Below are 13,344 nucleotides of genomic sequence, written 5' to 3'. Positions count from 1 at the left end.
CTTTTTGAACAGTTATTAAAGCCGGCTATTTCCTTTTTTAAATTTACTTTATCTATCTTAAATACAATATGTTATGTATATTTTGGTGTAATTTTAACACTATATAAGTAATTCATTTATTCGATGACTTCTTATGCTTTTTTAGACTGTATGTTTTTGCGGATGGTATCATGTTTGAATAAAACACTGTACAAAAAACAAAAACAATATGACAAAGATTGAGTTTAACACCCTGGTATTACGTCAAGCAAGTTCATTAAGGTCATACGCCTTGCATTTTACACACGACGCAGATGATGCTAACGATCTTGTACAGGATACAATGTTGAAAGCTATAACTTACTACAATAAGTTTAAAGAAGGCACCAATTTAAAAGGATGGTTATATACCATCATGAAAAACACCTTCATTAACAATTATCGTCGCCTTGTTAAAATGAGCACTTTTGTAACTAAATCTGATGAAATATCATCTCCAAACCTGGTATATAGCTCAAGCAAAAATCAAGGCGAAGCAAAATTTGTAATGGATGACATTAAAAGAGCCATGGATAAATTGCCATCTGATTATTATGTACCATTTACAATGTACTTTGAAGGACATAAATACCATGAAATTGCCGATCATTTAACCATTCCAATCGGTACCGTTAAAACCCGCATACACGTTGCCCGCAAACTGTTAAAGAAAAACTTAAAAGCGTATGATAATGGTATTAAAAAACCAATCTACGCAGAAAACTAATCCATATATTAAACTCGATTATATAATAAAAGCCTGCCTTGTTTGTTAAAGGGCAGGCTTTTTTGTTGTACTACACAAGTGTTATTACCTTATAAATGGTATTGCCGGTTTATAGATCACTCCTTTATTTTGGCGTAGGCGTAATGTATTAAGTATGATATAAAAAATATTAAAAGCATACAAAGCAATTACAGCTATTAAAAAGTGCTCCCTGTTAAAAATGCCAAAATGCGAGATATGATAAATAGTCATAACTACAATAACCATTGGAATAACAGTAATAAATATAAACCATGATATTTGAAAGTTGATCACTCGTTTGCTATCTATATCAATATTCTTTATCGCATCTTTTTTTAACCACCATAATACCCAGGGTACGATAGCACCAGCCATAGGAAATACCAGGAAACTAAATGCCGATAAATTAACTACTATCAAGTATTTATTCCTATTAGCGTTTTCTGATTTATCTATCTCAGTCGGATGATCTGTTAACTCTTCGGGATCAATACCAAAAGCGGTTGCTAATCTTTTTAAACTGTCGCCTCGCGCTTCAGTCTCGTTATTTTCTATACGCTGAATAGTACGTAAACTCAATTGGGTTAAGTCTGCCAGCTCTTCCTGGCTAAAACCTTTTCGATTACGCAGTTCTTTGACCTTTTTCCCGATATCAAAATTATTCATAATTGGTGCTGATTAATACTCAAAAGTAAAATCTAATTTGCAAATTAATTGTCGACTTATTTACGTCATTTTTACGACATACTGCCTGATAGTGCTTTTATCGCCTCTTTGGCGGCAATTTGCCCCGATATTAACGCCGGCGGCACACCCGGCCCCGGCACAGTCAACTGCCCGGTATAAAGCAAATTTTTAATATGCTTATTACGCATAGCGGGCTTAAAAAAAGCGGTTTGTGCCAATGTATTGGCCAAGCCATAGGCATTGCCTTTAAACGAGTGGTAATCTGCTTTAAAATCATTCAAAGCATAGCTGCGCTTTACTACAATGTTATCCTTTATGTTTTCACCGGTAATGCTTTCAAATCGGCTAAGCACCATATCAAAATATTTTTCGCGGGTAGCATCATCGTCATGCAGTCCGGGGGCAACCGGTATTAAAAAAAACAAGTTCTCGCTATCGGCAGGTGCAACCGTATCATCTGTTTTTGAAGTACATGCTACATAGAATAGCGGCTTTGATGGCCATTGCGGATGGGTATATATCTCTTTGGCATGCTGCTCAAAATCTTCATCAAAAAATAAGTTATGGTGTTCAATGCTGTTCAACTTTTTATTTATCCCCACAAAAAACAACAAGCTTGATGGCGACATAGTACGACTATCCCAATACTTATCTGTGTAGTTTCGGTAAGCTTTATCTAAAAGTTTTTGGTCAACATGCTGATAATCGGCACCGGCAATTACAAAATCGGCTTTTAAAGTTTCATTTTTGGTGATGATATTACTCACTTTATTATTATTTACCTCAATTTTGATAACCTCGCTATCCAGTTTAATAGTTACTCCTAATTCTTTGGCCAGCTTTACCATGGCTTTCACAATCTCATTCATACCCCCCAATGGATACCAGGTACCCAAAGCCAGGTCGGCATAGTTCATCATACTGTACATAGCGGGCGTATCCTGCGGAGTAGCACCCAAAAACAACACCGGGAACTCTAATAACTTAACCAGCTTAGGGTTTTTAAAATGCTGCCGCACATGCTTACGCAAACTGGTGAGCAATTGCATGCTGAAACTTTTCTTGATCAGGTTCCAGTCGATAAACTCGGTAATAGAATGCGACGGACGAAAAACATACTCCCCCATTCCAACTTTGTATTTATATGCGGCTTGTTCCAAAAACTCGCGTAAATGCGCGCTGCTTCCCGGTTCATTGTTTTCAAACATTTGCTCCAGTTCGGCCATATCTGCGGGTACATCCATCAAGTCATCCTTGCCGTAATAAATACGATAGCCGGGATCAAGTCTTTTTAAGTGGTAATAATCGGCTGGCTTTTTACCAAACAGGGCAAAAAAATTTTCAAAAACATCTGGCATCCAATACCAGCTGGGGCCCATATCAAATTTAAAACCATCAGTTTCCCACACGCTTGCGCGGCCGCCCGGCTGACTATTTTTTTCGAGCACGGTAACTTTATAGCCCTCTTTAGCCAATACACAGGCAGCAGATAATCCAGCAAAACCGCTCCCAATTACAACTATATGTTTTAAATTATCCATTATCAGCTTTAAGCAACCAAAGTAAGCAATTTGTTAACGGCAACTTCAAAAACAATAGGGTTTAATTTTTGTACATTTGATTACAATGGATCCCATTAAAATGAACCTGTACGACGAAACCTGTTTTGAATGCAGTAAAGTAATAACCGAAAAGTACAGCACTTCGTTTAGCAGCGGCATTAAAGCCTTTCATGAAGAATTAAGATACCCGGTTTATGCCATTTATGGTTTTGTACGTTATGCGGATGAAATAGTAGACACCTTTCATGACCGCGACAAAGCACAGCTAATTGCCGATTTTAAGGAAGATACCTATAAAGCCATCGACCAAAAAATAAGTTTGAACCCGGTACTTCACTCCTTTCAAATGGTAGTAAATCAATACAACATTGAGCAGGAACTGATAGAAGCCTTTTTACGCTCAATGGAAATGGACCTGGATAAAAAAGCTTATGATGAAGCTAATTATAAAACCTATATCTATGGCTCGGCAGAGGTTATAGGTTTGATGTGCCTGCGTATTTTTTGCGATAATGACGATAAGCTTTATCAATCATTACTACCTATGGCCCGCAGTTTGGGCGCCGCTTTTCAAAAAATTAATTTTTTACGTGATGTAAAGTCCGACCTGGAAGAGCGCGGCCGCACTTATTTTCCGGGAGTTGATTTTACAAATTTCACACAGCAGGATAAAAGAGATATAGAAAAGGATATTAAAACCGACCTTGACAAAGCTTATAAAGGCATATTATTATTACCAAAAAACTCTCGTTTAGGCGTATACATTGCCTATAAATATTACCTGCAACTATTTAAAAAAATTGTCAATACATCTGCAAACACTATATTGCAACAACGTATAAGAGTATCAGACAACCATAAACGTGCCCTGTACTGTAAAGCATTGCTTAAACGGAAACTGAAGATAATTTAACCATGAAGCGGATATTAATTTTAGCAGGTATTTTTTTAATGTGCCTGGCTCAAAACCCGGCCTCCGCACAAACGTCCGATCAAAAAAATAAAACCCTGCGCCGCCAGGTTATGCAAGCCATCAACAGCAGTAAAACCACCGACTCCCTTTATAAAATCCTGGCTGCTATGCCCAATAAATCACCATTAATTACGGGCTACATAGGCACCCTGCAGGCATTAAAAGCCAAGCACCACTGGAATCCGTATTACAAAGTAAAATATGTAAATGATGCCGAAAAAACTTTTTCCAAAGCCATAGCCGCTGATCCGCATAATATGGAGATACGGTTTTTGCGCTTTTCGGTAGATTATAAACTGCCGGGGCTTTTAGGCTACACTAAAAATATGGAAGGGGATAAAGACGAGATCATAGCACAACTCAACAAAAAAAATTATTCGGCTGATAATAAAGAATTAGTGGTCACTATCATTAACTTTCTACTGGAAGCTAATATCCACTCAGCAGCCGAGCATGTGTATTTAAATAAACAATTAGCCCTGTTACAGTGAAGTATACTTACCTGATTATCAATTTTTTAACTGTGCTGTTCCCGGTACTGCTATCATTTGATAAAAATGTACGGTTTTATAATAGCTGGCGGTTTATTTGGCCGGGTATGGCTATAACCGGTTTTATTTTTTTGTTTTGGGACGTATTGTTTACCATTAATGGGGTGTGGAGTTTTAATACAGAACGCATCATCGGCCTAAATTTTATGGAACTGCCGCTGGAAGAGATACTGTTCTTTTTAACCGTACCTTTTGCCTGCCTGTTTATTTACGCCTGTTTAAATTACTATGTTAAATGGCAAATAAGCGACACGGTAACACGCATAATTACCAACCTTTTAATGGTAGGCTGTATAGCGGCTTTAGTTTTTTATCACGACAGGTTATATACTTTAGTAACCTTTAGTTTGTTATTAATATTACTGGCAGTTTTACAATACGGCTTGAAAGTAAAATGGTTAAATCGGTTTTACTTAACCTATTTAGTTGCGTTAATTCCGTTTTATATCGTAAATGGTTTGCTAACGGCTATCCCTGTAGTATTGTATAACGATTTCGAGAATGTAGCTATACGGGTAGGCACCATACCCTTAGAGGATCATTTTTACTGTATGGCCATGCTGTTAATGAACGTAGGCTTTTTTGAATATTTTAAACAGAGATCAATAGCATGAGCGAACTACCTGTGTATACCAAATCGCAACTGGCCCTGCGCAACGGGCAGGATAAACCCGAAGTATGGATTGCCTATAAAGGGCTGGTATATGATGTAACCGACAGCCGCCTATGGCGCAACGGCAAACACTACGAACACTGGGCCGGCCAGGACCTTACCCCCGAACTTGCTGATGCCCCCCATGATGAATGGGTGTTTAAAAATTTTGATCCGATAGGGAAACTCCTGTAACTAAAAAGCCCCGCATCTCTGCAGGGCTTAAATATTTATTTTTGAGCTATTAAACTATCTCGAATGCCGACAGGCTTACAAACTCCTGTATACGGCTTGTAATTTCTTTTTCTGTCAGATTTTTAATTTTTTCGGTACCAAATTTTTCAACACAGAAAGATGCTAATGCTGACCCATAGATCAACGCATTTTTCATATTGTTAAAGTTGATGGTGCCTACTTTAGCTAAATAACCAATAAATCCACCCGCGAAGGTATCACCGGCGCCGGTTGGGTCAAATACATCAGCCAATGGCAATGCCGGTGCCGAGAATATCCTATCCTTATCAAATAGCAAAGCGCCATGTTCGCCTTTTTTAATGATCAGGTATTTAGGGCCCATGGTTAATATTTTACGGGCAGCTTTAACCAGGCTATATTCGCCTGATAATTGGCGTGCTTCTGCATCGTTAATGGTTAATACATCAATTAGTTTTATAGTTTCTTTCAGGTCGTCCATAGCAATGTCCATCCAAAAGTTCATGGTGTCCATTACAATTAGCTTAGGGCGCTTGGCTAAGCGTTTTATAACGGTTTGTTGCACCTGCGGAGTTAAATTACCCAGCATCAGGTATTCGCAGTCCTGATAGCTTTCAGGAATAACGGGGTCAAAATCAGCTAAAACATTAAGTTCGGTTATTAAGGTATCACGACTATTCATATCATTATGGTATTTACCGCTCCAAAAAAACGATTTCTCGCCTTTTTTAACCTGCAGCCCCTCGGTATCGATGCCGTGTTTTTCAAAATCTTTGATCTCGGCTGCCGGGAAATCATCACCTACTACGGCTACTATTTTAACTTTATCATAAAAGTAAGTTGCGGCCAAGCCGGCGTAGGTAGCAGCGCCGCCAACAATTTTATCTGTTTTACCAAAAGGGGTTTCAATAGCGTCAAACGCCACAGTACCAATAACTAATAAACTCATGTAAAAATATTTATAAATTTTTTGCAACAAATATTGTGAAAATTGCTCAATAATCATACTTTTGCACACTCCAAACCGGAAAATGATTCCTGAGTAGCTCAGCCGGTTAGAGCATCTGACTGTTAATCAGAGGGTCGCTGGTTCGAGCCCAGCCTCAGGAGCAGTAAGCTTCGCAGAAATGCGAGGCTTTTTTTATGCCCTAATATTTTTAATGTACATTAGTAGTTACTGATACAACCAAAATTCATCTCCCCCAATGACTAAAAGCAAAGAAGATCATAACCACAGTAAACATGATGACGGGCACACGCATGAGCATAGCGGCCTGTTTGGTAAAAATACGGAGTTAGTTTTCGCGGGCCTTTCAGGTATATTCCTGGTGTTAGGATTTGGGATATCTTTTGTTAATACGCTACCAACATTAACGAGTACCTTTTTATATGGGGCTGGATATTTTTTTGGTGGATTTTATACAACAAAAGAAGCTTACCTGGCTTTAAGCAAAGGAAAGTTTGAAATAGACTTTTTAATGTTAGTAGCCGCAGTTGGAGCAGCGTTCCTTGGTCAATGGGCAGAGGGTGCACTCTTATTGTTCCTGTTTAGCTTGGGGCACTCGTTAGAACATTATGCCATGGCAAAGGCAACCAAATCTATTGCTGCATTGGCCGAACTCTCGCCTAAAACGGCCATTGTACACCGCGACGGAAAAGAAATACAAGTTAGCATTGAAGAATTGGTAGTAAATGATGTAGTTATCATTAAACCCAATAGCAAAATATCTGCCGATGGTGTGGTTATAAAGGGAGAAAGCAGTGTAAACCAGGCACCAATTACCGGTGAGAGTGTTCCTGTAGATAAATCTCCGGTAGATGACCCTGATAAAGATTATACAAACGACAAAATATTAAAGCCCGAGCACCGGGTTTTTGCCGGTACAATTAATGGCAATCATGTATTAGAGGTAAAAGTTACCAAACTGGCTGCCGATTCTACTTTATCCAGATTGATTAAACTGGTTAATGATACAGAGGCACAAAAATCGCCAACACAGCTATTTACTGACAAAATACAAAAGTACTATGTACCTGCTGTATTAATTTTGGTAGCTATTCTGTTATTAGCGTTTTTGGTTATTGATGAACCGTTTAGCAGTAGTTTTTACAGGGCAATGGCGGTACTGGTTGCAGCCAGCCCCTGTGCTTTGGCTATATCTACCCCAAGTGCGGTATTAAGTGGCATTGCAAGGGCCGCGCGTGGCGGAGTACTGATAAAGGGCGGCGGGCCATTAGAACAATTGGGGGGACTATCGGCAATAGCTTTTGACAAAACCGGAACATTGACTGAAGGCAAACCACGGTTAACGCGTGTTGTAGCTTTTGGGAAATTTACTGAAAATGAAATATTAGAAATTGCCATAGCGGTTGAAAAACTAAGCGACCATCCGTTGGCAGCGGCTATAGTTAAGGGGGGCCTGGAGCGATTAAAGCAAAAAGACATTCCATCAGCCACTAACCTTGAAGCAGTAACCGGCCACGGGGTAAAAGCTACAGTCGGGACCAAAAAAATAGTTATCGGCAATCGTAGTTTGTTTAAAAAGATACCTGCTGACATAAATGAGCAGGTAGGGCAACTGGAAAAAGAGGGCAACACAACCATGCTGGTTGAACAAAATGATGATATAATTGGTTTAGTAGCATTAATGGATGTACCCCGCAAGGAAGCTAAAGCTACTTTGAGAAAACTATCAGGCTTGGGTATTAAGCGTATGATCATGTTAACAGGCGATAACCAGCAAGTAGCCGAGGCTGTTGCTCAACAAATTGGCATAACTGATGTCTGGGGAAGCTTGCTGCCTGAGCAAAAAGTTAAAGCCATTGAGGACCTGATAAAAAAAGAAAAAAAGGTAGCAATGATTGGTGATGGGGTAAACGATGCACCTGCAATGGCCAAAAGTACGGTAGGTATAGCAATGGGTGCGGCGGGTTCTGATGTAGCCTTAGAAACTGCTGACATTGCATTGATGTCTGACAGGCTGGATAACCTGCCTTTCGCCATTGGCTTAAGCCGCCAATCGCGCAATATCATCAAACAAAACCTGGTTATAAGCATGGGGATGGTGGCTTTACTTATACCATTAACCATGTTGGGGATTGTAGGTATGGGCCCGGCAGTAGTTGGTCATGAAGGCTCAACCATAGTGGTGGTTTTTAATGGATTACGCTTATTATTTTATAATAATAAATAGTCATAATGGGATGAGTTCATCCTCACAAAATAATCTCTGTATTCCAATAAATTTGTCACTTTTCGGATATCAGGAAACAAACCCCATATACTGAGCGTTTTTAATGCATGAGGAGTAATTGGTTTACGGCCGGGATGTTTGCGCTGTTACTGACAGTAATTGCCGGGTGTGGTGTATGGAAGTCAATGGGCGAAAATCCCAGGGGCAAAGAACTTACCCGATTGGATACTTTGCCCAATTACAAAAATGGCGCGTTTCAAAACTTGACTGCGCAGCTTGATTCGGCAGTAAAGCATACTAAGTGGCTTTTTCTTAAAAAACGTCCCGAAACTATCCGGCCCTCAAAACCATTGCCATGGGTAAAAACAGATTTGAGGAAACTAACTGCTACAGCACCTACCATTGTTTGGTTTGGCCACTCCTCTTTACTTGTCAAAACCGTACAGGGAAATATACTGATTGATCCTATTTTTAGTAACCACGCCGGCCCAGTACCCGGTTTGATGAAGGCATTCCCGGGTACTATGAATTATAACGCTCAGGACATGCCACAGATAGATGTGCTCATCATTTCGCATGACCATTATGATCACCTGGATTTTCGTACCCTAAAGAAATTGAAAAGCCAGATCAAAATGGCAGTAGTGCCTGTGGGTGTTGGGGCCGACTTACGTTATTGGGGATTTGATCCAAAAAAAATTATCGAACTTAACTGGAACCAATCAACAACTTTGCCTAATGGCTTACAAATAACAGCAACCCCTGCACAGCACAAAAGCAACCGCACCTATACTACAGCAAACAAAACACTTTGGGCATCATATGTTATACAAGCAGGTACTTATCGCTTGTTTTATGGTGGCGATGGTGGCTATGGCGATCACTTTAAACAAATAGGGAAACAATATGGTCCTTTTGACCTTGCCTTACTGGAATGCGGCCAATACAGCCCCAACTGGCCGTGGACGCATTTGCTGCTCGAAAAACCTGCCCAGGCTGCTGTTGACCTGCAGGCCAAAATGTTACAGCCTATTCATTGGGCAAAATTCCCTGCCGCAGATCATCCGTGGACCGAACCCATTAACAAGCTTATTCCCGCTGCAAAAAAGAAGGATATACCGGTAAATGTTCCGCGCATTGGCGAGCCTTATACCCTGGGTGACCCGCCCAAGCAAGATGACTGGTGGGATTTTGAATAAATATGATAGAGCAATGCATTTTATAGTGCCAATTTTTCTGATATTGGTATAATATTAACCTGCAATGCAAACAGATATTCAATACAAACTAACAAACTTCAAAGTATTTAATTACAGGGTTTCTTGCTTGCTCAATATTGATGGCTTTATACTATTGCATAAACTCTCAGAAGATGATTTTTATAACTTGCCTGGCGGACGAAGTAAGTTTGGGGAAGAATCAAGTCATACTATAGAACGAGAACTGCAGGAGGAGATCAACGAGAAAATTATAGTGGGTCCAGTTTTATGGTTGATTGAGAATTTCTTTGAATTTCAACAAAAACATTATCATGAAATTAACTTAGTTTATCATGCAACAAGTGAAACACTTCGCCCGGGCGACAATTTCATAAAAAATATAAATGGCAAGGTTTACAGTTATGAGTGGTTTGATAAACAAGGAATTGAATCTATTAAATTCAATCCGCATATCGTAAAAGATCAACTTTTTAACCCGCCAAAAAGCATCTCTCATCTTATACAGTGCATATGAAGAAAAGTATGCCATTTGACTTTCTGCTGGACTATTTACCTGCAGGTGTAGTTATAAAACCAGCCATTGGTATGTACTACATTTACTGGGAGGGTAAAATTGTTTTGATCTTTCGCAAAGTCAATAAAAACAGCCAGCACAATGGGCTATGGATCGCCACTCGTCGGGAAGATCATGCAAGCCTCAAAACGGAAGTACCTGCTGTTACAGACTTTGTCTTCGACGAGAAAGACGCCATTGAGCCTAACTGGCTACAACTTAAAGATGGGCATGATGATTTTGAAAGCGCAGCTATCCAAATTTGTGAGCTCATCACTAAACGAGACAAAAGGATAGGAAAAGCAACCCCAAAAGCTGCAGAACTTACCCGGTAATTTGTATGTAACATACATTATAGCTGTTTACTCCCTCAACAAACTATGCTCCTTTTTAAACTCCAGCGGGGTTTTGTTCATCAGCTTTTTAAAGTAGCGGTTAAAGTTTGATAGGTTATTAAAGCCGCTATCATAACACACTTCGTTAATGCTCATATCCTTTTCCAGTATCAGGTTGCAGGCATGGGCCACTTTTACTTCCAGCAAAAAATTATAAAATGTTTTGCGGGTTTTTGATTTAAAATATCGGCAAAACGCCTTAGCACTCAGGTTGGCCACCGATGCAATTTCCTCCAGCGTTATCTTCCGTTGAAAATTATCTGAGATATATTGAAATACGCTATTCAATCTATCAGCTTCTGATTTTTCGATCTTTTCCGGATTATATATGGTATTAATGTACTCCTTTTCTTTTGAGAGGGTAATTTTTTCCAATATCTTTAAAAGAGTAGTAATCCGCTCAAGCCCTGTTGCTTTGGATAGTTTTCCTACCAACTCTTTAACCTGTAACATGGTGCTTCCTGTTATTCTGATACCTTGCTTAGCTTCTTCTAATAGCGAATCAATATTTTTTAGTTCGGGTGTATTAAAAAATTTATCCCCCAAAAAATCATGGTGAAAATAAATCACAGTCACATCCAACTTTAATTTTGATCCTTCTATAAAATACTCCGGGTCACAGCGCCACATATGCGGCATATTGGAGCCTACCAGGCATAACTCATCTCGCTCAAAACGGTGTACATCATTACCAATAAACCTTGTTCCGCGCCCCTTATGTATGTAGATCAATTCTATCTCCGGATGAAAATGCCATTGGTTATAAAATTTATCTACTTTGGATATAGTAATGGATGATTCGGGCTTGGCAGGAACTTTTAACAAATGTGGTTTCATAACACAAAAGATATAAAATCTACCTTAAATAGTATAATTCATCCAAATATAGGTTACTATAGTATTAATTGTTGCGAATTAGTTATAAATTATTTACAGACCTAATGAAGTATATTTGAAATAAGATATGGCAAACATGCGTTTTAATAGCGTAGCCGATCATATAAACCAAACAGTGCTTATTTTTTGTGTATAAAAGGTCGTCCGGATTTTTGTCCCGGGTAACTTAGAATAAATTTTGGTGTGCCAATTATTAACTAACCTTATATAAACCACTAAACAAAAAATTATGAAAATTTATTTGATCGCTCTAATGCTAATTATCGGGTTTGTATTAACCCTTCACCTGGCCATGAATTCGCAAGTAGGCGCCATCCTGAAAAATCCACGTATGGGTAATGCTATATTTTGGGTTATTGGTGCTGCTACCGCTGTATTAATTGGCCTTACAGATTGGGACCCTGCAGTTTTTGCGCGTTTAAAAGAAGTGCCGCTTTGGTTACTTACAGCAGGTGTAATGGGCGGTGCGCTGGTATTTGGCATTGCCTGGACCATGCCAAAATTAGGAGCAGGTAATGCTTTTGTGTTAATGATAGCAGGGCAGGTAATTTCAGGGATGATATTTTCGCACTTTGGTTTATTCGGATCGCCACTTGAACCAATTTCAATGACAAAATTAGCTGGTGCGTTACTATTGGTAGCAGGTGCTGCTACTGTGACGCTTTCAAAATAAAAGGATTAAATAGTAAATATTATGAAAGATTTAAGTTCATACAATCGGAGAGACTTTATGCGCATAGCCGGTATAGCCGGTGCGGCGACATTAGTTAACCCAAACCTTCTTTTTGCAGAAGCCGCAAAAAGGAAATTTAATATAGGGGCGACTTTTATCCTTTGGGGATATGGCTCAAACGTTTTGGAGCAGGCATTGCAGGATATAGCTTCATTAGGCTACCATTCTTTTGAAACTTTTGGCAACGTTTTGGATGATTTTGAAAAGAAACCCGGCGGAGTTAAGGAAGTTTTACAAAAGTATAAAGTGCCGTTAATGTCCGCTTTTTGTATGACTGATGTTGTTGATCCATCAAAGAAACAAGCGGACATGGAAAAACTTACGCGCTGGGCAAAACTCACAAAAGCAAACGGGGGTAAGGTAATTGAATATTGTGCATCCAATGTTAACAGGAGAACCTTTAACTATAAAGACCACAAACAATATATGGTTGAGTCAATGAATGATTATGCAAAAGCCGTAACCGACCAGGGATTAATTTGTGCATTACACCCGCATACCGGCACCGCTATTGAAACCGAGGAAGAGATATACTTTATAATGGAGAATGTAGATACCCGCTATATGAAATTTGGACCAGATGTGGGCCAGATACAAAAAGGTGGTGGCGACCCGGTAAAAATTGTAAAAGACTTTATGCCGTTGATTGAGCACGTACACCTGAAAGATTATATAGGCGGCGACAACGGTTATTTAGGCTATTCGCCGCTTGGACAAGGCAAAGTGGATATGAAGCAAATATTAGATATGCTTGAAAAGCGTAAAAAAGATATGGCAGGCATGATCATGTTTGAGCTGGATTATGATAACCGGGTAAAACCACCCTATACCCCATTAGAAGCAGCAAAAATTTCAAGAGACTTTTTAGCCAACATGGATTATAAATTCGATAAAAAAACAATTTAATTAACACCAAATACAATTTATAACAACAATGCCTTGTTGCAT

15 protein-coding genes and 1 tRNA gene are annotated in these 13,344 nt (G+C 39.2%); 12 read left to right on the top strand and 4 right to left on the bottom strand.

Annotation, left to right across the window (positions count from 1 at the left end; all coding sequences use genetic code 11):
- Window positions 1-208 precede the first annotated feature (208 nt).
- Window positions 209-745: an RNA polymerase sigma factor gene (locus tag ACYVJ6_RS03440; RefSeq protein WP_460692629.1), complete on the top strand. Its 537-nt coding sequence runs from the start codon at window positions 209-211 to the stop codon at window positions 743-745.
- Between the two features lie 84 nt (window positions 746-829).
- Here the strand turns inward: ACYVJ6_RS03440 and ACYVJ6_RS03435 are convergent, their stop codons facing one another.
- The gene (locus tag ACYVJ6_RS03435; protein WP_460692628.1) at window positions 830-1,432 is read right to left on the bottom strand and encodes a DUF4870 domain-containing protein; all 603 of its coding nucleotides are present in this window, start codon (window positions 1,430-1,432) and stop codon (window positions 830-832) included.
- Window positions 1,433-1,503: 71 nt separating this feature from the next.
- Window positions 1,504-2,994 (bottom strand): phytoene desaturase family protein, encoded by a 1,491-nt coding sequence (locus ACYVJ6_RS03430; RefSeq protein WP_460692627.1) that lies wholly within the window; start codon window positions 2,992-2,994, stop codon window positions 1,504-1,506.
- A gap of 85 nt (window positions 2,995-3,079) precedes the next feature.
- Between ACYVJ6_RS03430 and ACYVJ6_RS03425 the strand changes: the two genes are divergently transcribed.
- Genes ACYVJ6_RS03425 through ACYVJ6_RS03410 form a run of 4 tightly spaced genes read left to right on the top strand, consistent with a single transcriptional unit; the run spans window position 3,080 to window position 5,386 of the window.
- Complete coding sequence (locus ACYVJ6_RS03425; RefSeq protein ID WP_460692626.1) at window positions 3,080-3,928, top strand: phytoene/squalene synthase family protein; 849 nt, start codon at window positions 3,080-3,082, stop codon at window positions 3,926-3,928.
- A gap of 2 nt (window positions 3,929-3,930) precedes the next feature.
- Window positions 3,931-4,479 carry a hypothetical protein gene (locus tag ACYVJ6_RS03420; protein WP_460692625.1) on the top strand — a complete coding sequence of 183 codons (549 nt, stop codon included), beginning with the start codon at window positions 3,931-3,933 and terminating at the stop codon, window positions 4,477-4,479.
- Entirely contained in the window at window positions 4,476-5,153 is a 678-nt protein-coding gene (locus tag ACYVJ6_RS03415) for a lycopene cyclase domain-containing protein (RefSeq protein WP_460692624.1), read from the top strand. Before ACYVJ6_RS03420 ends, ACYVJ6_RS03415 begins: the two co-directional genes overlap by 4 nt.
- Complete coding sequence (locus ACYVJ6_RS03410; protein WP_460692623.1) at window positions 5,150-5,386, top strand: cytochrome b5 domain-containing protein; 237 nt, start codon at window positions 5,150-5,152, stop codon at window positions 5,384-5,386. The genes ACYVJ6_RS03415 and ACYVJ6_RS03410 overlap by 4 nt, the downstream gene beginning before the upstream one ends.
- A gap of 49 nt (window positions 5,387-5,435) precedes the next feature.
- On the opposite strand, the gene ACYVJ6_RS03405 is transcribed toward ACYVJ6_RS03410, so the two are convergent.
- Entirely contained in the window at window positions 5,436-6,353 is a 918-nt protein-coding gene (locus ACYVJ6_RS03405; RefSeq protein ID WP_460692622.1) for a PfkB family carbohydrate kinase, read from the bottom strand.
- Between the two features lie 87 nt (window positions 6,354-6,440).
- On the opposite strand from ACYVJ6_RS03405, the gene ACYVJ6_RS03400 reads away from it, so the two are divergent.
- From ACYVJ6_RS03400 to ACYVJ6_RS03380, 5 genes are all read left to right on the top strand, one after another.
- Window positions 6,441-6,514, top strand: a tRNA-Asn gene (locus ACYVJ6_RS03400).
- Window positions 6,515-6,609: 95 nt separating this feature from the next.
- Window positions 6,610-8,598 carry a heavy metal translocating P-type ATPase gene (locus ACYVJ6_RS03395; protein WP_460692621.1) on the top strand — a complete coding sequence of 663 codons (1,989 nt, stop codon included), beginning with the start codon at window positions 6,610-6,612 and terminating at the stop codon, window positions 8,596-8,598.
- Window positions 8,599-8,705: 107 nt separating this feature from the next.
- Window positions 8,706-9,797 (top strand): MBL fold metallo-hydrolase, encoded by a 1,092-nt coding sequence (locus ACYVJ6_RS03390; RefSeq protein ID WP_460692620.1) that lies wholly within the window; start codon window positions 8,706-8,708, stop codon window positions 9,795-9,797.
- A 64-nt stretch (window positions 9,798-9,861) separates the two neighbouring features.
- The gene (locus ACYVJ6_RS03385; RefSeq protein WP_460692619.1) at window positions 9,862-10,332 is read left to right on the top strand and encodes an NUDIX hydrolase; all 471 of its coding nucleotides are present in this window, start codon (window positions 9,862-9,864) and stop codon (window positions 10,330-10,332) included.
- Window positions 10,329-10,706, top strand: a complete 378-nt coding sequence (locus ACYVJ6_RS03380) for a hypothetical protein (RefSeq protein WP_460692618.1) — start codon at window positions 10,329-10,331, stop codon at window positions 10,704-10,706. The genes ACYVJ6_RS03385 and ACYVJ6_RS03380 overlap by 4 nt, the downstream gene beginning before the upstream one ends.
- Before the next feature lie 27 nt (window positions 10,707-10,733).
- On the opposite strand, the gene ACYVJ6_RS03375 is transcribed toward ACYVJ6_RS03380, so the two are convergent.
- Complete coding sequence (locus tag ACYVJ6_RS03375; RefSeq protein ID WP_460692617.1) at window positions 10,734-11,603, bottom strand: AraC family transcriptional regulator; 870 nt, start codon at window positions 11,601-11,603, stop codon at window positions 10,734-10,736.
- Between the two features lie 289 nt (window positions 11,604-11,892).
- Here ACYVJ6_RS03375 and ACYVJ6_RS03370 point away from each other — a divergent pair, with 289 nt between their 5' ends.
- Window positions 11,893-12,336 carry a DMT family transporter gene (locus ACYVJ6_RS03370; protein ID WP_460692616.1) on the top strand — a complete coding sequence of 148 codons (444 nt, stop codon included), beginning with the start codon at window positions 11,893-11,895 and terminating at the stop codon, window positions 12,334-12,336.
- A gap of 21 nt (window positions 12,337-12,357) precedes the next feature.
- Complete coding sequence (locus ACYVJ6_RS03365) at window positions 12,358-13,302, top strand: sugar phosphate isomerase/epimerase family protein (RefSeq protein ID WP_460692615.1); 945 nt, start codon at window positions 12,358-12,360, stop codon at window positions 13,300-13,302.
- Window positions 13,303-13,344 lie beyond the last annotated feature (42 nt).

The organism is Mucilaginibacter puniceus, from assembly GCF_054783175.1.
This window is presented reverse-complemented; position numbering and strand designations above follow the sequence as displayed.

Coding starts and splice junctions, on each gene's coding strand:
- ACYVJ6_RS03430 (WP_460692627.1), bottom strand. CDS start 2,994: ATGGATAATTTAAAACATATAGTTGTAATTGGGAGCGGTTTTGCTGGA.
- ACYVJ6_RS03365 (WP_460692615.1), top strand. CDS start 12,358: ATGAAAGATTTAAGTTCATACAATCGGAGAGACTTTATGCGCATAGCC.
- ACYVJ6_RS03435 (WP_460692628.1), bottom strand. CDS start 1,432: ATGAATAATTTTGATATCGGGAAAAAGGTCAAAGAACTGCGTAATCGA.
- ACYVJ6_RS03370 (WP_460692616.1), top strand. CDS start 11,893: ATGAAAATTTATTTGATCGCTCTAATGCTAATTATCGGGTTTGTATTA.
- ACYVJ6_RS03375 (WP_460692617.1), bottom strand. CDS start 11,603: ATGAAACCACATTTGTTAAAAGTTCCTGCCAAGCCCGAATCATCCATT.
- ACYVJ6_RS03440 (WP_460692629.1), top strand. CDS start 209: ATGACAAAGATTGAGTTTAACACCCTGGTATTACGTCAAGCAAGTTCA.
- ACYVJ6_RS03385 (WP_460692619.1), top strand. CDS start 9,862: ATGCAAACAGATATTCAATACAAACTAACAAACTTCAAAGTATTTAAT.
- ACYVJ6_RS03390 (WP_460692620.1), top strand. CDS start 8,706: ATGAGGAGTAATTGGTTTACGGCCGGGATGTTTGCGCTGTTACTGACA.
- ACYVJ6_RS03420 (WP_460692625.1), top strand. CDS start 3,931: ATGAAGCGGATATTAATTTTAGCAGGTATTTTTTTAATGTGCCTGGCT.
- ACYVJ6_RS03380 (WP_460692618.1), top strand. CDS start 10,329: ATGAAGAAAAGTATGCCATTTGACTTTCTGCTGGACTATTTACCTGCA.
- ACYVJ6_RS03410 (WP_460692623.1), top strand. CDS start 5,150: ATGAGCGAACTACCTGTGTATACCAAATCGCAACTGGCCCTGCGCAAC.
- ACYVJ6_RS03405 (WP_460692622.1), bottom strand. CDS start 6,353: ATGAGTTTATTAGTTATTGGTACTGTGGCGTTTGACGCTATTGAAACC.
- ACYVJ6_RS03425 (WP_460692626.1), top strand. CDS start 3,080: ATGGATCCCATTAAAATGAACCTGTACGACGAAACCTGTTTTGAATGC.
- ACYVJ6_RS03395 (WP_460692621.1), top strand. CDS start 6,610: ATGACTAAAAGCAAAGAAGATCATAACCACAGTAAACATGATGACGGG.